This is a genomic window from Paenibacillus helianthi, assembly GCF_001909055.1.
Classification (GTDB): Bacteria; Bacillota; Bacilli; order Paenibacillales; family Paenibacillaceae; genus Paenibacillus_AQ; species Paenibacillus_AQ helianthi.
Genome location: NZ_LVWI01000001.1, coordinates 414,305 through 432,394 on the forward strand (window position 1 = coordinate 414,305; position 18,090 = coordinate 432,394).

Below are 18,090 nucleotides of genomic sequence, written 5' to 3' on the forward strand. Positions count from 1 at the left end.
TTACGTGATAAAAAGAAGAGCCCCCGAAGGAGCTCCCTAGATTACGGTCGCGCTCATAACAGAATCGGCATATGGGAACGAAGGGAATGCCAGGTTCACGCCCACAGTGCGAAGCCGCAGCGGATGTTTGCTGACCAGATCCCGGAACACATAGATGCCGTTCTCAGCCGTTAACTCAGGCTCGATGCCGGATACCAGTGATTCGGTTGTTTCTGCCCACAGGTAGTCACCAAGCTTGCCTCCTGGGAGCATTACAAACCGATCTTCTGGAGTCATGCGCACAGTGCTGTAGCTGGTTTTGCCATTGACGAGGCCAGTGTTCTCTGTCCGCGCTACAGTATCATAGGAAAGGATGCGTGGCAGCTTCATGCGGTCAGTGATCTGATCCAGTTGGCTCGAATCCAATTGAGGCGGCACTGCTGTCCCCGTTGGGTTGCCGAAATAGAATTGCCGCATGGAGAGGTTATTCAGCAGGTACGAGAGGACAGTCTGGCTGGTGAATGCACGCTCCAGAATTACGCCACGGGCTTTCTGGATGTTAAACCATGTCTGCATGTCGAGAAGTGGCGTGGAATTCACCAGATCACTCCAGCGATCCGTTCCGCTCAAGACAGGTTTTTGATCATTGGTGAAACCGTAGTCGACAGCAATGCGAACATCGTCTTCAACATAGGTTACAGCACCGAGGCTCGCTGCCTGCATAGCGATCCACTCTTTACGGGCCCGGATACTTGATACAGCATATTTCGCATCATCCAATTGATCACGGACGATGCTGGCAACCTCCTGTCTTCGCAGACCGGTTGCCTGACTTGCCATCAGAAGCAGACGAATCAGTTTTTCATCCATCCATCGTCCCCGCTGAATCTTCGGGATCTCAATACGCTGTCCGGATATACCTTCACGGGAACCGTACTTGGTTTCTGCCCCAAGGTGAGCAATCTGCGCCATAACAGGCAGCGTAGAAGCCGACTTGATCACATCAACAGTAAGCTCGTCCGTTTGCAGTGGCGGGAACAGGATGTTCTGCCAATAATCATTCTGAATCGTGAGGTTGGATGCATAAACCAGCAGTTCCTCCCCGGACAACGCCTCTTCTAACAACAACAGTTCTGGATCCATATGTTATTCAGTCCTTTCAGGTGGGTGATTTTGATTAAGCGAACGTAATGCCAGGCATCTTGGCCTTCAGGGCTGCATCAACAGTAACGGCCAGACGAGCAGAGATCAGCTTTGCTACTTCAACGCCTCCAATGACATGATCGCCATCCTTGACGTTAGTCTGACGGACTGTGATAAATGTCGGAGTATCACCACCGTCAGTATTGGTCAGCACACCGTTGGCAGTGGTGTAGGCATTGGTGATTGCTGTAAAGGTGATCGTCTTAGTACCGGTATTAATTGCGGTGATGGTCTTCGGCTCGGTATTTGTGCCGTTGTAGAAGGTGACGATATCGCCAACAACGAGCCTGCTAACATCATTCAGAACAGCAGTGGTTGCGTTAGCCGCGACATTGGCCGTAAGCGCCAGCCCACCAGTGTATGGACGATACTTTCCGGATGCAGTGATCTTCGCCATCGGCATGCCCTTCTGGATGATCCGGTTACCGTTGGCGTCAGCAGGTACCTTGGTATAATCGACTGTGGCGCCGTTCGTAATAAACCGGACAACTTCCATCGAAGCGAAGATTTCATAATCTCCTTCCACTTCAAAGAGTGGACGTGGTTGTAATCTCATAACAAGTATTCCTCCTTATTTTTTTGCCCAAGGATCATTAGCAGCTGCAGTTGCAGTTCTGTCGTTTTGGGCAATTTTCTTGATGTTCTCAAGCGCTGAATTCTTCTGATCCGGGGAGTTCAGAACATTTGCACCAAAACGTCCAGCAGTTGGTTTGGCTTTCAGCAGGTGTGGCTTCTTCTTTGCCAGTGCCTCCAGCGCTTCCTTGACACCCTCCAGCTCGCCCTTCTCATTCTCTTTAACAGCAGAAAGATCGGCGAGTGTTGCATCCTCCCAATCGACAAACCCGAGTTCGTTTGCCAGTACCTTCACCTCGGCGTTTAGCAGGCGCTTGAAGGTCTTCTGATTCTGTTCCTTCTCACGCTCCTTGATTTGCTCATCAACCAGACGGCTGACTTCTGCGGGATCAAGTTTCCCGTCTTCCTTTTCCTTGCCCTTCGGCTTAAGGGCGGTCTGCATGGCTTCAACTGAGTCGTAACCAAAGTCTTTGGCAAGAGCCAGATTCGCAGCCTTCTCAGCACGGGAAAGGCGGGACTGAACTTTTGCGTCAAGTTCAGCCTGAGTGAAGGTCTTTCCCGGTGGATCGACGGGCGGATCTGCTGGTGGATCAGCAGGCGGATCCTCAGCAAAGAACTGCAAGTCCAAAGGAAAACGCGATGCTTTTTTAGCGATATATTCTTTCACGGTATTGACCTCCTGTTTTATGCCCGGGTAGGCTTCCTCGATAGGCAGTTTAAAGTCATGCCACGGTTTGGACAAAAGAAAAAGCCGCTCATATGAGCGACTCGTTAATTGATCCTATTTATCTATCTTTTTGATTTTCTTTATAATAGACGTAATTATTAATTGCTTCTTTTACAGACAATGCAATTTCTTCAGGTACTTCACCTAATATTTGATTGATCCTCTCCTCACTGGGATAAGAAGTCTCCTTCCTATCAACTAATTCTTTTAATTTATCTGAGACAGAAACATTGTTTTTTCTAACAATATCAATCAATTTCGAAAAACGGTCCCATGTTTCGTGAATATAAAATTCTTTAATTGCATTATCCAAATCAGGATTAACGAGATTAGTCGTCTTAATTACTTCTTCCATAGATGTAATTAAATGCCGTTCTTGCTCTTGAGGTATTCCAGAGAGCCTTTTTCCATAAGTAAGATTAGTAATTGCAGTAAGGAATAATGGTTCAGCCACATTTTTTAAACTTTCAATGGTAGCATAGGCTTCTTCAACAGCTTTCTTCAATTCTATTTCAATCCCAGCCCCCTTAAAGCTCTGAAGCTTATCAAGATTGAGAAATGCAGCCGCTAAGGCACCTGCAGCCAATGCGATACCCATTTCTGCGGCTTTACCTTCGTAACCAAAGTATAAAGAAGGTACTAAAATAATCATTACAGTGAAGAATGGCTTCCAGAATTTCAATCAAGTTGCCTCCTTGAATATCGTTTATTACAGATTTCAACATTTGAATTGAAATACCTTCATCCATTCTCTCACTTCTTCTTAATCTCAATGTTCGCAGCCCGGTAGAGATCCTGCAGCTCCCCGTATTTCTTGGTACCGCGCACCTTATTGCTGGCAAACTGTTTCAGGTCCGGAGTGTCATTCGGAAGCGTGGCCTTGTACCTGATCCATTGCTTACGTGTCTCATTCTTCAGCGACTTCTCCCGCTGCAGTTCGTTGTACCGCTTCATGTTGGCTTCAGTGCGGTTATCCTCAAATGCCCGATTGCTGTCCTTGATGGTCTGCTCAACCTCGGCACCAGGCGTGTATTCCTCCACCCATACTGAAATGGAGTGAACACAATGGCTGTGATACGGCGGACGCCGCTCCAATCTCGGGAAGCGCGAATCATTACCACTTATGCTGTAGACACGGCCCTGATACTTGGCACACAGCGAACAGGTGATGCCGACGAAGTTGATGTACACCAGGTCCTGCCCATTCTGCACAGCCATGTTCTCGGTACCGGCGACATGAGCCTTGCGCTGATGGTATTGGATAACCCCAGCCATGTACTTTTCAGCCGGGATGCGGGCACCATTTTTCGCGACCATGCCGGTAATCCCCTGCTTGTTCACCTGAGCAATGGCGTTCTGAGTGGCCTGACGTCGGTTTACTCCTTGGATAAGTGATTGCTCATTCGCAATCCTTACAGCATCCACGATGCGCTGCTTAGCATCACAGCTCATGTGCTCCGATGCTTCCAAAATGGAATAAAAGGCTTCGTCTGAAATCGCCTGAGCCGCTCGCTGGTGCGTGATTGCCTTAATGGTTATATCCAGCGCTTCCCGAGCAAGCCCCGCTGCCAGCATCTGCTCAATTGCCGCAGAAGCTCCGCCCCGGTACTCGGTACCAATCAGATCGGCCAATCCTTGCCCAGCGTTATTGGTTAGCTCCGAGATGATCGCATCGACCTGACGAAATAATTCCTGTTTACGGCGGTTTGAAATACTGCCGTCCTGAAGCTGAGCAACCAGATCCAAGAGCCGGAGTCCGCCCGTTTCGAACAGCGTGATCAGTTCTTCTGTGGTAGCCATCCTACACCGTTACCTTTGGCGGCTGCGCAAAGGTTGGATTCAAGCTATCGACAGTCTTCTCATCTTGAATCTTCTGAACTTCGGCAGCAATTGCTTCCTCTGACCAGTCCGGATGCAGCCGGCGGACCGTGGTTTCAAGCGATTGGACGCCATCAACGTATTTCTTGCTCTCTTCCTCGTCCTTCTCGCTCTCAGCCTTCGGCAGTATGGTTCCCCATTCAATGACTGGGTTAACAGGCTTCAGACCACCTTTGCCGATCGCATTCTCCAGCAGCATGCACTTCCGAATGGCGTCTTTGATAGCTGAGTCGAACTTATCCTTGATCGCCTCGGCCTTTATAACCGACTGAATCCACAGGTACAGCAGCGCAATGCCGGTATCTCCTTTGGCATCTTCAAGGCCGGCGGCCTGGACGGAAGTCTTTGACACAGCCAGCAGGTAACGGATCAGGCGCTCCACATGCTTGAAGGACTGATCCGTCTTGGCATCCCAGGTGATGTACTGCGGAATGGCCCCGGTCTTCTCGTCAAAGCTGACAACCTCCAGATCAGCCCCGCGAACAAACCGAGCACCATAATCCCGCTGGTTCTGATTGGCGACCGTATCCCATAGGGCCCGAGGGATTGCCAGCTTCGGCTTGCCGTGCTTGTCAAAGACAATGCTGTCCCTGGTGATGGTCCAGTTGATCTCCTCCTGGATGGTATCAATGTTCCGGAGAGCAGACCGCCCGCGGGGATGAAGCAGGGTTTCATCGTTGATGACGAATCCACAGAGCAACTCACTGACATCCTTCAGCGTCTCATCATCCGGGATTTCGATCTCATAAGCAGCAGCATACTGGCTGATATCGATCTGATCACCAACGCTGTCACCGTCCATCTTATAGACCTGCTGCTGAATGGTAAGGCCTTCATCACTGAGCTCCTGCCGCTCCACCCGCAAGAACTTCAATTCGCCGCCCTTACCATCGTCCCACTTCTCAATCCATGCCAGATCGGCGCCGTTCCCGTCCTCATGCGGGAAGTACCGATCACCGAGCACCCATTCAAACCAGACCTTACCCTTGGCACTCCGCCGGATCCGGTAAGCAATCAGACCGTCGACCTGATGCTGCGTGACCGCTGCCCAAATCTTATCGTTAGGCTTGGAGGCGGTGACCACTGCAGAAACAAACTCCAACTCCGGGCCAGCTTCCACATCCGCCGACAAATTGCCGAGCGCCCGGTTGATCAGGTCCGCCGGAACTTCAGCCACAAGAGAAGCGAAGTTGACCACAACATACTGATGCTCGCTTGTTATCTTGATGTCCGCGCTCATGCCGCGGCGAATTAACCCCGGCCGCGACCGCCGAAACACCCGCTCCGTCGTTTGGATGCTGCGAGCCCGCGGGAATATCTGGTCGTGATCCCCACCATAGAGCAGACGGTAATAGTTCATGTCCTCAACTTCAACGTCATAGGGCGGCGGCGGGAAACGCTTCTTGCTGTAAATGATGGTCACGGTTCATTCCTCCTTTCTTGGCAATAAAAAAAGTCGCTCATTTGAGCGACTAAATTGTTTTCCAACCTTGTTCTCTAGCAGTTACTATTATTTCTTTTACTTCATCTTCAGTAAGCTCATTATTACTTTGGCTTAGTAGAAAAGCATTTTCATCACCTGACCAAGTTACATTAGTGATTGTAAAGTTAATTCCTTTTTGTTTGTCAACCCACTTCATTCCAGCAAACGGCACAAAAGGCAATGAGGTCACAAACTCTAGAGCACTACTTTCTCTGTGATAGGATCCTTGCTTGCGTTCCTGAACTAAAGTTCTGTTAATTTTAATTTTAAATTCGTTCAATAAATACAACTCCTCTGATATGGTAATTTCCGCTTTTATTATATCAGAGATTACCAGCCCGAAGGCCGTTGATTAGCGTATAGCAACTCTGGCCGTCTCAGCGGCTCTGCCGAATAGCGAAGCGCGGCCATTGCATCATCGAACACCTTGACCGGCTCGTCCAGATAAAGCCCTGTCTTCGGGTCCTTGCGCCATGACCATTGCTGAATCTCCTTAATGGTGTTGACGCAATCCGAATGAATGTGAATCTTTCGCTGCTTAAGGTAATCGATCTGAGCCTGCACGCTGCCCGGCTCCTTCATGACACCGGAAGCATTATATCCGGCATTCTGCCACATCTGAATGCGGTCAGGCTCGGCAGAATCGCAGTACATCGCCAGATACTTGCTAAGGCCCTGCCGATCAGCCAATTCAATGATCCCGTCTGTCGCCATCTCATGGACGTATATCTCATTGCACACAAAAAACTCACCGTCTTTGACACCGACCGTGAGAATGGCGTTTGCATGGTTGAAACCAAAGTCCTGTGCATGATGCATGCTGTCGAACATCCCGAAGGAGGTATCGAAGTCATGGACAATGAAGTTCTTGAAGATCAGGCCGCCAAGCTCGCCCCATTCACCCAGTCCGTAAACCTCATATCCTTCCGGATCCTGTTCCTTACGCATCATCATACGACGATGATAGGCTTCATCAATGAACCGGTTCTGCAGATATGTGGAATGGTGCGTTAGGATGTCCGGACTCGAGTAATCGAAGTACTTCCTCTTAATCCAATGGGAAGCCGATACCGGGTTGAAACTGAAGGTGATTTGATAATAGAGATATGGGTTCAGTAGAACGCCGCGCAGCCGGTCATCAAGGATATCTACATCAGATTCCTGCAGCTCGGTTGCTTCCTCCACCCAGATCCATACCAGTTTCCCCTTTGTGAAGGTGATAGATTTGACCTTTTCACGGTCCCGTACATCGTTCATGCCGCGGAATATGATCTCATTGCCGGTCACCCGGCTGCGGATCAGCAGCGGCGAACGAAGAACTTCCCAATATTCATCTGCCCGGTCACCGTAAATACGGTTGATCGCTCCGACCAGCTCCGCATAAGTACTGTTCCGGTTAGTCTCATTGACCTTCCGTACGCACAGCAGGTTGGCTCCCTCGTACTTCGGATCGCCAAGCTTCAGAATGAAGTCCTGTGCTATATTAACGGATTTGCCAGATCCGGCACTCCCACGCATAACCCTGTACCGATGCTTGGAGCGGTTAATGATCTTGAAGTGAGAGTTGAACGCCACAACTACCGGAGCACTCATGATGCATCATCCCCGTAATCAACAATGATGTGAAGAGGAGGCTTACTGCCGTCACTTCCGCCTTTCTTATCAAGAATCGAAATTTCCTTCTTGAGCTTCTCAACGCGGAGTTGATGTTCTGTATCCGCTCCATCCTGCCGGCACATCTCGTCATACTGCCGGATGAGGTTCTGCAGAGTGGTCATCGCCCTGCTCTGAGCAGTCAGAAAGGTGGCTTGTTTATCCCAGGCGAATTGAATTTCCCACTCGGTTTCCTCATTATCCGATTTCTCGGTAGTGACCAACTTGGACTTCTTCAATTCCTTCGTTATATCATCCCGGTCCTTCACCAACATAATCTGCTGCGCCCGGAGTATGGCGGCATACTGAATCGTGATCTGATCCCACATCATATCAATAGGAGAACGGGTTTCAAGCTGCTCTATGATCTCGGCGGTGTCGTCAGGCAAGAACTTGCGGAAGAAGCCGTGAGTAACGGCCTTATCGTTTCGGTATGGTCCGCCATGGCCGCCCTTATTGCCGAGCGCATTCTTACTGCCGGGAGGAGCACCGCCGCGATTGCCGACGGCGTTCTTGTTTCCCTTCGGTGCGCCTATTTTTCTTTTAGAACGTTCCGGTTTATTCGGAGCGCTCCCTTCATCAGTTCGGAACGTTCCGTTTAATTGACCTGACCAGTTATCCTTACTCTTCCAGCCTCGGATCGTTCCCGCAGACACATTCAGCGAAGCAGCAATTTCCACAAGATCGAGCTGCCCGCCGCTGTCCAGCCACAACTTTTCTGCTTCTGCCCTTTTCGGGTCTCTTTCTCTTGGCATTTACATTTCACCACCCCCGGCATTAGTTTTAAAGCAAAGAAAAAGCACCTGAATTAACTCAGGTGCCGTTGTTACTACTGCATTTCTTCAATTACTCTTTTGGTGATTATCTCTGATGAAATCCAATGAACTGTAACATCGATTAGCTTTTTTAAGTCAGAGACGTCCTTGGTTTCCCATTTTCGCACATAATGTGTCTCGTCATTTCCAATCCACACAGCCCTTTCAGCAACCTGTTTTATATTTGAGTTGTCGACATCATCTTTGATGCATTTCCCCAAAAGCTTTTTCTCAATTGATACTCTTTCTTTTTCAAGAAAATTAATTAAGTAATCTTTTATCAAGAATTCCAATGCCTTTCTATAGCCCATTCCAGCAATATGATTTAATGCAGAATTTTCTGCAATGTAAGCTTGTCCATAAATTACTTTAAATAGAGGTGAAATTTCGTTTATTTCTTCACTGAATTCTGGTGTTACAAGATTGTGTGGGGCACTTCTCAGATATTGCCATTCAGTTATGTCACCTGAAAAATAATACGAAATGAAAAGAGATTGGCACTCTCTTTTAGTACAAAAAAATACTATTTCGGAATTTCCATTTATACTGTAACTAGCATAAATAATTCTGGGTTCTAGAACAACATTGCAAATGGGGCATTTATCAGGATATCGATTCACATTAGTAAAATACTCAGCTGAATACTTTCCATCTCCAGGACGTGCATACTTAATACTTCTGCTCATAATTTGCCCCCTAAAAAATGACTTCATGTTCCAGTATCAGACAATTTAAGAGGCTAGTCAAGGCAGAATAAAGTAGCAGTCAATGCGAAACTTATGTTATGTCGGTTTCGCTGTAGGGTCTGGCTGTAATCCGTAAGCACGCTGTCTGGTTTGTGCCGCGCTGCCCTTCTCTGGCTTCATACTAACAAACGGACGTTCTCCGTCTCAAACGCTCAAATCGTCTCACAGAAGGTCATATATCAACATGAAAAAAGCACCCTAAGGTGCTCATTCGTTATTCTTTGTCCTACGAATTGTTAACTGCTTTTAAAACAGCTTCGTATGTCTTTGCTATCGCATCGTCACTCAAATATAAATTAATAAAATCGCCGCGGCTTCCGGTAGTAGGTGCAATAGCTGCTGCTCTAGCTTGTATCAGTGACTGCACGATTTCTGCGGCTACCTCAACATTTGATTTACTCATACTTATCCCTCCCTTCGACATCATATTTCGACGTCCAGGAAGTTTTTTCCTTCTGACATTTCACTCTGGAACAAAACTGCTTCGTCCCTGTCCATTCTCCCCATATACAGCCCACACACTTCTTCGGCTGCTTCGGATGCACCTGCAGTGGAGGACGGATGCTATTCTGCTTTCTCACCATGATTGTCATCCTTTCGTGTATACAGATATAGCCATTGGCTCACTTCACGTTTATAAACCGAGCTGGATTGAAGCGCAGCTTCCAGGTCCCGTTTCCATGCTTCGGAACCAACAGCCTCAATCTTCCTTATCAGCTCGGGCTTCGTCTTGCCGAGCAGCGTCCAGGTCGTGGTTTTAAGTGCTTTGCAGATATCGCGGATAATTTTGCTCTTGCTGTCATCCAGCAGATAAGCGAGCAAACGCTGCTCCTTCTTATTGAGCCTATATGGTCCTGCGAGAGTTGATGCGACCTCTTCACAGGTCATTTCAAGATCCTCAAGCTCTGCTGTTATCTCCACAAGAATCACCCTTTCCTCATAATAAAAAAGCCGCCCAATGATAATGAGCGACTTCGGAATATGTATTCAGTTCAATCGTGCGGCGATTCCGGTTTTTAGAACGGCGTCCGCTTCGCATCCGCAGCAAATGCGCTGCGCTCTTTGCTTAAAATCTTTACGGACTTTGTTACAGAGGAGAACAAGACCATTTTACTGACCTTGAGAAATCGAAGTCAAAGCCGCCACAGTTGATAACGGGCGATTCATTCCGAGAAATCTCTTTCTCTCTCTTCATTGCTCACTGATTCGATAATAGCGGGGGCAGGGATTTGAACCCCGGCTTCGGCCCGGTTCTTGCTGGCGTTGCGTCCAGACACCCCGCATGTTTAATTCGACTTATATTTCATTTCAAGCTCAGTCATCATTACGCTGACTTCAACCTGCTCCCGCTCGATTCTTTCCTGGAGCGAATCACGTTTTTCAGGATTCTTCAGACCATTATATCGTTCCCGCAATTGATTGATGGAACGCTGTTTCTCACGAACAGCAGTATTTGTATAGAACGAAGGATACTCTGTCTGACAATATGGACACGTGAAATATGTTTCCTCAACCGAATCGTCAAGTCGGCGATGCTGCAGGTCTATATGAAATCCACCTTTGCAATTATCACATTGTACTGGCATACCAATCATTTTGAACCCTCCCGAATTTTATTTGATCCTATTATTTCCACCCACAATAATTAATCCGGCACTTACTCAGGCGGCCGGAAGCCTCCATGATCCGTACTTTAACCGCTATGGTCACGGCTCTTAGGGGGACAAGGGAAATGTCGCAAGGTGCAAGTACAGAGTAAGGAAAAAGCGAGAGGAGGTACGCCTCGGTTAATGCTGCATTGCTGCAGCCGTGCGTGTCACTCTCGCCTGATTTCCACATTACCAATATAGCACGGTCAATTCCTCATGTGATGTTCAGAAAACCCCGCTATTCCGCCATATTTTCATCAGTTCCTCTTCAAAATTTCATCGAAGAATCCCATCTGTACCAGGGAGTTCGCTATCATCTTGGTTCCCCTCTCAATGTAACGGTCCACGGTGCTACCTGATGCGTAAGTAAACAGGATCGTATTACTGCGGTTGTGTCCTTCAATGAAGCGAGCCTTGATCACCTTCTTTATTCCCTGGTGCGGAATTAGGTTATATGCCCGAAAGATCATGAACGTATAAACGCGGTACCGCTCATACATCCACTTCTGCTTTTCTGTCAAGATCACCGCATTTGCCGTCTTGTCAGCGTGCAGCTCGTCCGCACTCAGCCTACGGGCAGCCTCTCCATCAACCGCAACCTGAGCCATTTCTGATTGGAATCCGTTGAAATCTTCTATAAACAAAATCATGTCCCGATATCGTTCGAGGTAGAACTCGGTCTCTGTAATCTCCTCCTCTGATGCTTTAGCAAACAATTCCCCTTGCTCGTATGCCATCGCCATTCCCCTCATTCCCCTTTATGTTATAATGTCAAGAGGAGTGATTTACCGAAATGACCCCCGCCCCGGCCAAGGATATGGGGGTCTTTTGCTATTCATAAAAATGGAGGTAATTCGATGTTTAGTAACAACAGAAGGAGCATGCGTGCGTACATTATGCTAAATCCCAATATCACTGATGATCAATTAATGAGAATAAAGATTGATTACGAAGCAACGTTGGAAGAGTTGAAACTATCTGGTGTGTTGTTATCGGCGATAACAATAATTTTGACCATAGTAGGCATTATCATAAATAAAACTTATACAGGCACAGGAAATTTATTTTTTTTGTTTCTTCTATTCTTTTCCGCATGTATATATTTTCTCTTTACTAAAAAAAATAGAGTAGTGTCCAATCTAGTGAACGACATAAAAACTATTGAATATGAAATCCAAATGCGCAAAGAAAAACAGGCAATACGTAAAAGTCATATGGAGCAAATATCAATTATCAGAGATAGGAGATTAAGAGAAAAATATAAAAAATAATATTATCTACTATTGGATATCTTTGTCCAATTCCATAATCCCTGCTGACCTTTAGCAAGGATCAGCTCCGGCAACTGCTTAACGTCCGCGAGTTCCCAGGCATAACGGCCATTCCCGTACCATCCGAAGGTAAATTCCTTACTCGCTTGGTCGATCAAAAATGTGGGCACAAATCCGGTCAGAAGCGTCGCATCACCTGTATGGGCAATATGGATTTCTTGGCAGTCCACCAACCGGGAGATGGCAACCACCGCCCCGGTGGGAAGTGTGTCCGCAGTATGGTCGTACCGGGCGAGTGCTGCTTTAATCTCCGATTCCTCACATGCGGCCTTGTCAATCTTCATACCGGCGTGGATGGCGAGCTCACCGCGATGCTTGGTAGGCCAGGGCTGTATGATGGTTATAGCCTTCATGCCTTCGCCGCCTCTCTTGGTTTCAGATATCCCATCTCTACCGCCAGTTGCCGGATGGCCTGCATATCCTCTTCCGGATAACCCCAGTGAGGGCAGTACAAGCCGCCGTACCCGTTGTTGTGGTTAGCGTCATCGTCTCCGAAGATATAATCCCGGAAGTCGTTAATCAACCCCCACATTGTGCCGCCGTTGCTGAAGCGATGCTTTTGCTCATTGGTTTTGCCTTCAGCTCCCGGTACAAAAATCAAAGGCATGTCGGAATAATGATCTGTGTACCAGAGCCTCCCGCCAGCCCAGTGAAATTCTGAGTATCGATCCTCTTTATCGTGATATAGGAACTTACGTCCACGGCTGCCGATCTCACGGATCAGCCTATTTGCCGTTTCAATCCGTTTCTCAAGCCATGGCATGCCTGGCGGCAGGACCTCACCTGGTCTTGGCTGAGACTGTCCTATCTTTCGGCAGCGAATCATCTTCAAAAATTCAATATAAGTCGTATCAGGCCAGGGATCTGAATATTCAAGGTACTCGGCATACTTCACTTTTCCAGCCGTTAACCCACTCCGGATAACCGAATATGCTTCATACTCACCGGATTCAGATAAGTGACCTCATAGACGTTCAAGGCTACACTCATTGCTTATCAGCTCCTTTATAGGGAATAAATCCGTGAACTATTGCACTTGCCGTCATCCTCGGACATGTTATTATTTGGTTACTGGAGGTGCGTAAGTGAGAAATGAATGGGTAAGAACTGTGCTGTCAATAACATCCGCTGTACTCGCGTTTTTTGTTATCCGTAAAATTAATAGGGATAAAGAAAAGAATAAAGATAAATAACTTGGGGAGAGGGTGGTTAACCCTCCCGTTTAATAAATCCCGGTCTTTGTGCAATCGTGGTAATCAATGCCGCGCCCCTTCAGCTTCTTGTATCCGTGTTTCTGGCCGAAGGAGTCATTATGAAAGTAGCCTAGCCGGATAAGGGGGATCTTCCATCCGTAAGACCAGTAAATATGATGAATCCGATGGAACCCGGTAACCCGTTTCAGGAGCCTCCAAGCTCTTTTGGGGGCCTTCGCTCTACGTCTGTAAATTAAGCTCATGTCTGTTCCCTCCCTAGGGCATTAATCTCCTAAGTACTCATTCAGTAATTTACCGCCGCCAATTAACCTGAAGTTGTTCATGATGAAATGTTCAATTTCTTCCCGTGTGAATCCAGCGTGCTCGATTTCTTTCTCAAAAGTCCAGAAATGCCGAAGTGGTTTCAATTTCTCCGGATATTTGAACTCAACAATCTCCAGAACTTTTTGCCAATGCCCAACACGCGGGCAGTCATAGAATGTATTGTCAGATTTATCAACAACCCCTAGGCCCGTTATTCCATAACCCTTGCACTTGTGATCAAACTCCAGTTTTGTGTACTTCTCGGTTTTGCAAATCTGCTCAAAGATTGCCGCGCATTCCGCTGACCAGTCATTAAAAGTGATGAACTCCACGCCGGAGGCAGAAACATAATTACCGAGAATGGTTTCAAGCTCTTCATCACTCATTTGATATAGGAAATCGTACATAGCAAATTGTTTGGCCTTGTAAAACTTCCCTTGGACAAAATCTTCCACGTACTTCTGCAGGAAGATTCTTGTCAGGGCTAACGGTTCATAAGTGAAACTGAGTGTTTCCATGTCGTTGGTCCTCCCTGGGGCTATGACAACCCCTATATTGGTTCATAAAAATTCATTACTAACTGCTCATGCTGCAGGTACTTGAGTGCCCCGGGCAAGTTGGCATCGGGGAATCTGCTATACCCGGTACCATCAACGCTGTCGCAACCCATATCCCTAGCAATCCGCAGCCTCTCCAGGCTATTGACGCGGCCCATATGCACCCATTTCCCCCGCCACTTTGCCTCCCGGACCAACCAGCGCACCGTGTCACTCAGCTTGTAATCAGTAGATCCGCCGATAAACACCGCCTCACAACGCCCCCAGGGCATACACAGCTTTTCTTGTCCATCCTGAAGCACCAAAGCTACAGGCAGGCCATGCTCCCGGATGATCGGTTCCCAGGTATCAAACATCGCCAGTGTGCAGGCGGCGTCCGCCACTACATCCGGCGCCGTAACAAACAGCGGGGAGGTTCCGGCGATTTTGGTCAGCATTGCCCTGAACCGCGACTCTGCCGCGCTGTCGAATCCGCCGAAGCAATCATTATCTGCTGCCCACGGCAGCCCGGCCATAGATTCAAGCGAATTGCGGGACCGTGGGGTTAGCAGGCAGCCCAGGTTAGGGGATGCTGCATATTTCCGGACTGTCGGGGTAGCGCCACTAACCAGCAGCAACATTGCCTTTTCTCGGGGGCAGTGTCAGCTGCTTTCCGAGCTCCTGGAGCTTTGCGCCGTGCTCGCATACTTTATTGCAGTAATTATCTGCCTTTGCCAAATGCCCGGGGTGCTCCCGGAGTATGTCCGAAGGGATACCGCAGGCTTTGCAGGGGCCTTCCCTTATTTCAAATATCTGCTGCAGTACATCTATTCTCTTGGTCATAGGCTGAACTCCATCTGCCCAGCTGCTGGCTTGTATCTCTCCAGGGACAGTACCCGGCCAGAGCCGACACACAATTCCGGCACGCTCGCCTGGACCTTGGCTCTCGCCATTTCTGGCGAAACAGAATTGCCGCATTTGGCTACCTGCTGATCTTTCTGAACAGGACGGCCGTTAGCCCGATAACCATCAATGATATAGGTGCTGGGGAATCCTTGAGCTGCATAAAGCTCCCTGGGAGTCAGCATTCGGAACCCGATATCTACCACCACATACGGTTCACCCTTAATGTGGACAATTACTAGGCCAAAACGGTCATGTGTAGGTATTGTATGCAGCGGGCTGTTCAAGTCCTGTCCAATGCTCGACCCGTAGTACGCCACAAGGAACGCATATACCAAACCATGATGATTGCCGCCGGCTGTTATAGTTTGTAGAGGTTCATTTACAGACTGCCCGATGTTCGTGCCCCGGAACTTGATAATATTTGCAGTGACCAACCCGAACCGATTGGAAGTATCCAGGGTAAGTAGAGGATTATCAAGTGTCTGCCCCCGAGCTTCTTGGCCTTTAATCTCCCCGTGATATTTCGTAAGGAAAGGAAGCACCAGGCCATATCCGTTTTTTGACGTCATTGTTCCGAGCGGTTGGTCGATTCCTTGTCCTCTGAATCCATCCCCTGAGTGATTCACGGTTACAATGAACGGTTTTGGGTTTTTCAAACCGAATTTCACAGTACCGTGAGCAATCCGCCGTTGTGTACTGTCTGCCAGCGGGCGCTTAACGGTCAATCCGTATTTCTGTTTGATCTCATCAGCTGAATCAAAAATGCTGGGGCATGGAAGGGACCAATCAATAATCTCAGCAGCTGTCCGCCATGGTTTCCGCTTCCCAGCCTGTACCTCCAGGCTGTCAGGCGCTCCGTGTGTCGGCTCCGGCCAGACAATGGGCTTGCCGTCACGCCGCATTTCCATGCACAACCGCTTGCGAGAAGTAGGTGCTCCATAATCGCAAGCCACCAACTCGCGCCATTCGACTTCATATCCAAGCTGTCGGAGACACTCAACGAATGATTCAAAGATACGCCCCTTCTCACCTGGAATCGGTTGCCCTTCCTCATCCAACGGGCCCCAGTCTTGGAATTCCTCTACGTTTTCAAGGATGATAACCCGCGGCTTCACTGCAATTGCCCACCGGATTACGACCCACGCCAAGGCGCGTATTTTCTTCTCGCGCGGTTTCCCGCCTCTGGCTTTACTGTGATGTGTGCAGTCAGGTGAGAACCAGGCCAGACCAACCGGACGCCCACGCGTTGCCTTTACGGGATCAACATCCCAAACATCTTCACAATAATGTTCTGTCTCTGGATGATTTGCCTTGTGCATAGCAATGGCTGCCGGATCGTGGTTGATGGCGATGTCTGGGCTGCGGCCGATTGCAAGTTCCATTCCTGTACTGGCCCCGCCCCCGCCAGCGAAAGAATCTACTATGATCTCTCTCATGGGAACCTCTCCCTTACCTGTTTGTATTCTTGGGGCCTCAGTATCCGGTAATATCCGGTCAGTGCCTCGTTATGCTGCTCATGTATGACCCCCGTAAAAACTCCGGCAGATCGGAGCATAACCTCAATCTCAAACTCGCTGCCTGCAACGATGTAGGTGCGGAGTTTGTTATCCCGGCCGCAGGCCTGCTTGATGGTGGGTACTTCTGGGGTCCAGCCGATCACGTATGATCACGTACCAATTCTTTGCCTTGTAGTTGCAGCAATCCGCCGACAGGACATTCCCGATTGCAGAATCCGTCAATCTTGGAATAAGTGCTGCCGTGAATCAAATTCAATTCAGCTCGCTGAGGGCAAGACCCGCAATGCTGAAGGATATCGCTTATTGCATATACCGCCTGCAGTCTGCTCATTTCCGATACACTCTCCTAATCTTCTGATTCAACTTGCTCCAACGTTTGGAGCGGCGGCGCAGCAGTTCAGCCTCGGCCTCCTGTCGATGAACCGGATGCGCGCCGGTGTCCCACATTACCATCCGTAATTGCTGGGAAGTCGCGGCGCGCCAGTTCGTAGCTCAACCAAAGCGCTTTACGCGTTTGATCCTTACCAACACCCCTGCCAACGGTAGCTCTGGCTCGGCGACGATGTAATAATCTAAGTTGTGTTCGATCCGGCTTGCACGCCACATGTCCGGCCATCCGTGTTCGCCACGTTGCAGGTATTCAACCCGCGATCCGGAATTCAATTCGAAACCACCGACTTCATAGCGGCCCAAGCCGTTCTTTGCGAGTTGCCCTTCCGCTACCACTGGAGCATTCAGCAGATCAAATGCAGTTCGGATGTCATCAATCCGTTCACCAATTGCTCCATACTCGTTCCGCAGATACTGGTCCTGAGGATCATTGCGGTCATAATTTTCTGTCCAGCCTTCCTCCGCTCCTTCGATCGCTGCCTGTACCATACGCAGCTTAGGCATCAGGCCTGCCAATGCATCGTGTATCACTTTCTTCATAGTGAATCCCTCCCGTTTTATACAATCCTGGCCTTGCTCCAAAACCCTTTAGTGTCGGTGTTAGCCGCTTTATTTCGCTTAATAAGAAATTCATAATACCGCGGTCCGTACTTCTCGACCTGGTCATTGCGGTTCTGGATGATGTCTTCGATCAGCTTGTCGAAGTCAGCTGTGCTGTAGAAATACCGCAAATGCTTATCCAGCTCAACATAGCTCTGATCCACCGTAGTCAGGAGATTGAATCGATAGGATAATTACTTCTTGCCGTTGTGATCACTGATCCGGACGCTATTCACCACGCCGTAATCGAATTTGAGATAAACACTGTTGGTGGTGAAGGCATCATACCGCTGTACCGTGATTCCGTGGGCCTTCACTGCCCGGGTGATCCGGTCTGCTAACTTCCGGATGGATTCATCCTTTGGACGCTGATGTGACTTGCCCATAAGCCTGCACCGCCCTTACTCCGGCCAGTTCCGCCGAGTATTGATAGAAGGCGTCTGCATCCCGGCTATCAAGCGCCTGATCAATCAGTCGTTGCAGCTGCTCACTCCGGTATTTACGAACTGCCGTCTCCCAAACCACTTCAATGTAAGTGTCCAAGGCAAGTGCATAGAGAATGAGAAATCGCATGCCTCTCCCTCCTT

27 protein-coding genes are annotated in these 18,090 nt (G+C 48.7%); 1 reads left to right on the forward strand and 26 read right to left on the reverse strand.

The genetic code is table 11. The features are described from left to right. Window positions 1–36: 36 nt before the first annotated feature. From A3844_RS01710 to A3844_RS01775, 14 genes are all read right to left on the reverse strand, one after another. A complete protein-coding gene (locus A3844_RS01710; protein ID WP_074106401.1) occupies window positions 37–1,122 on the reverse strand; it encodes a major capsid protein in 1,086 nt (361 codons plus the stop codon). A 34-nt stretch (window positions 1,123–1,156) separates the two neighbouring features. Beyond that, window positions 1,157–1,738 (reverse strand): hypothetical protein, encoded by a 582-nt coding sequence (locus A3844_RS01715; RefSeq protein WP_074106402.1) that lies wholly within the window; start codon window positions 1,736–1,738, stop codon window positions 1,157–1,159. A gap of 15 nt (window positions 1,739–1,753) precedes the next feature. Beyond that, window positions 1,754–2,422 (reverse strand): scaffolding protein, encoded by a 669-nt coding sequence (locus A3844_RS01720; RefSeq protein WP_074106403.1) that lies wholly within the window; start codon window positions 2,420–2,422, stop codon window positions 1,754–1,756. A 118-nt stretch (window positions 2,423–2,540) separates the two neighbouring features. After that, entirely contained in the window at window positions 2,541–3,164 is a 624-nt protein-coding gene (locus A3844_RS01725) for a hypothetical protein (protein WP_074106404.1), read from the reverse strand. 71 nt (window positions 3,165–3,235) lie between these two features. Further along, window positions 3,236–4,282 carry a phage minor capsid protein gene (locus A3844_RS01730; protein WP_074106405.1) on the reverse strand — a complete coding sequence of 349 codons (1,047 nt, stop codon included), beginning with the start codon at window positions 4,280–4,282 and terminating at the stop codon, window positions 3,236–3,238. Window position 4,283: 1 nt separating this feature from the next. Next, window positions 4,284–5,783, reverse strand: coding sequence for a hypothetical protein (locus tag A3844_RS01735; protein ID WP_074106406.1), 1,500 nt, complete (start codon window positions 5,781–5,783; stop codon window positions 4,284–4,286). A gap of 49 nt (window positions 5,784–5,832) precedes the next feature. Continuing rightward, on the reverse strand, window positions 5,833–6,123 hold the full coding sequence (locus tag A3844_RS01740; RefSeq protein ID WP_074106407.1) for a hypothetical protein: 291 nt from the start codon (window positions 6,121–6,123) through the stop codon (window positions 5,833–5,835). A gap of 50 nt (window positions 6,124–6,173) precedes the next feature. Continuing rightward, window positions 6,174–7,436 carry a PBSX family phage terminase large subunit gene (locus tag A3844_RS01745; protein ID WP_074106408.1) on the reverse strand — a complete coding sequence of 421 codons (1,263 nt, stop codon included), beginning with the start codon at window positions 7,434–7,436 and terminating at the stop codon, window positions 6,174–6,176. Beyond that, window positions 7,433–8,251 (reverse strand): phage terminase small subunit, encoded by an 819-nt coding sequence (terS, locus tag A3844_RS01750; protein WP_074106409.1) that lies wholly within the window; start codon window positions 8,249–8,251, stop codon window positions 7,433–7,435. Before terS ends, A3844_RS01745 begins: the two co-directional genes overlap by 4 nt. A gap of 74 nt (window positions 8,252–8,325) precedes the next feature. Next, complete coding sequence (locus A3844_RS01755) at window positions 8,326–8,997, reverse strand: DUF4145 domain-containing protein (protein WP_083606637.1); 672 nt, start codon at window positions 8,995–8,997, stop codon at window positions 8,326–8,328. A 286-nt stretch (window positions 8,998–9,283) separates the two neighbouring features. Beyond that, window positions 9,284–9,460 (reverse strand): hypothetical protein, encoded by a 177-nt coding sequence (locus A3844_RS32615; protein ID WP_167374614.1) that lies wholly within the window; start codon window positions 9,458–9,460, stop codon window positions 9,284–9,286. Between the two features lie 161 nt (window positions 9,461–9,621). Further along, a complete protein-coding gene (locus A3844_RS01765; protein WP_143191977.1) occupies window positions 9,622–9,978 on the reverse strand; it encodes a hypothetical protein in 357 nt (118 codons plus the stop codon). 365 nt (window positions 9,979–10,343) lie between these two features. After that, the gene (locus A3844_RS01770) at window positions 10,344–10,652 is read right to left on the reverse strand and encodes a hypothetical protein (protein ID WP_074106412.1); all 309 of its coding nucleotides are present in this window, start codon (window positions 10,650–10,652) and stop codon (window positions 10,344–10,346) included. 311 nt (window positions 10,653–10,963) lie between these two features. Next, on the reverse strand, window positions 10,964–11,449 hold the full coding sequence (locus A3844_RS01775) for a hypothetical protein (RefSeq protein ID WP_042215813.1): 486 nt from the start codon (window positions 11,447–11,449) through the stop codon (window positions 10,964–10,966). 114 nt (window positions 11,450–11,563) lie between these two features. Here A3844_RS01775 and A3844_RS01780 point away from each other — a divergent pair, with 114 nt between their 5' ends. After that, the gene (locus tag A3844_RS01780) at window positions 11,564–11,977 is read left to right on the forward strand and encodes a hypothetical protein (RefSeq protein ID WP_074106413.1); all 414 of its coding nucleotides are present in this window, start codon (window positions 11,564–11,566) and stop codon (window positions 11,975–11,977) included. 2 nt (window positions 11,978–11,979) lie between these two features. On the opposite strand, the gene A3844_RS01785 is transcribed toward A3844_RS01780, so the two are convergent. The 12 genes from A3844_RS01785 to A3844_RS01845 all read right to left on the reverse strand — a co-directional run bounded on the left by A3844_RS01785 (window position 11,980) and on the right by A3844_RS01845 (window position 18,076). Then, window positions 11,980–12,390: an ASCH domain-containing protein gene (locus A3844_RS01785; protein ID WP_074106414.1), complete on the reverse strand. Its 411-nt coding sequence runs from the start codon at window positions 12,388–12,390 to the stop codon at window positions 11,980–11,982. Beyond that, window positions 12,387–12,800, reverse strand: coding sequence for a hypothetical protein (locus A3844_RS33290; RefSeq protein ID WP_074106556.1), 414 nt, complete (start codon window positions 12,798–12,800; stop codon window positions 12,387–12,389). Before A3844_RS33290 ends, A3844_RS01785 begins: the two co-directional genes overlap by 4 nt. A 714-nt stretch (window positions 12,801–13,514) precedes the next feature. Beyond that, on the reverse strand, window positions 13,515–14,072 hold the full coding sequence (locus tag A3844_RS01800; protein WP_074106416.1) for a hypothetical protein: 558 nt from the start codon (window positions 14,070–14,072) through the stop codon (window positions 13,515–13,517). A gap of 32 nt (window positions 14,073–14,104) precedes the next feature. Further along, window positions 14,105–14,731 carry a hypothetical protein gene (locus A3844_RS01805; protein WP_074106417.1) on the reverse strand — a complete coding sequence of 209 codons (627 nt, stop codon included), beginning with the start codon at window positions 14,729–14,731 and terminating at the stop codon, window positions 14,105–14,107. Continuing rightward, a complete protein-coding gene (locus tag A3844_RS01810; protein WP_074106418.1) occupies window positions 14,715–14,933 on the reverse strand; it encodes a zinc-finger domain-containing protein in 219 nt (72 codons plus the stop codon). Before A3844_RS01810 ends, A3844_RS01805 begins: the two co-directional genes overlap by 17 nt. Beyond that, on the reverse strand, window positions 14,930–16,432 hold the full coding sequence (locus A3844_RS01815) for a DNA cytosine methyltransferase (protein ID WP_074106419.1): 1,503 nt from the start codon (window positions 16,430–16,432) through the stop codon (window positions 14,930–14,932). The genes A3844_RS01810 and A3844_RS01815 overlap by 4 nt, the downstream gene beginning before the upstream one ends. Then, window positions 16,429–16,656: a hypothetical protein gene (locus A3844_RS01820; protein WP_074106420.1), complete on the reverse strand. Its 228-nt coding sequence runs from the start codon at window positions 16,654–16,656 to the stop codon at window positions 16,429–16,431. The genes A3844_RS01815 and A3844_RS01820 overlap by 4 nt, the downstream gene beginning before the upstream one ends. Beyond that, window positions 16,653–16,844 (reverse strand): zinc-finger domain-containing protein, encoded by a 192-nt coding sequence (locus A3844_RS01825; protein ID WP_074106421.1) that lies wholly within the window; start codon window positions 16,842–16,844, stop codon window positions 16,653–16,655. Before A3844_RS01825 ends, A3844_RS01820 begins: the two co-directional genes overlap by 4 nt. A gap of 161 nt (window positions 16,845–17,005) precedes the next feature. After that, on the reverse strand, window positions 17,006–17,443 hold the full coding sequence (locus A3844_RS01830) for a DUF5348 domain-containing protein (RefSeq protein ID WP_074106422.1): 438 nt from the start codon (window positions 17,441–17,443) through the stop codon (window positions 17,006–17,008). Between the two features lie 17 nt (window positions 17,444–17,460). Continuing rightward, window positions 17,461–17,634 carry a hypothetical protein gene (locus A3844_RS01835; protein ID WP_167374615.1) on the reverse strand — a complete coding sequence of 58 codons (174 nt, stop codon included), beginning with the start codon at window positions 17,632–17,634 and terminating at the stop codon, window positions 17,461–17,463. Window positions 17,635–17,697: 63 nt separating this feature from the next. After that, window positions 17,698–17,889, reverse strand: coding sequence for a hypothetical protein (locus A3844_RS01840; RefSeq protein WP_074106424.1), 192 nt, complete (start codon window positions 17,887–17,889; stop codon window positions 17,698–17,700). Continuing rightward, the gene (locus A3844_RS01845; RefSeq protein ID WP_074106425.1) at window positions 17,858–18,076 is read right to left on the reverse strand and encodes an IDEAL domain-containing protein; all 219 of its coding nucleotides are present in this window, start codon (window positions 18,074–18,076) and stop codon (window positions 17,858–17,860) included. The genes A3844_RS01840 and A3844_RS01845 overlap by 32 nt, the downstream gene beginning before the upstream one ends. Window positions 18,077–18,090 lie beyond the last annotated feature (14 nt).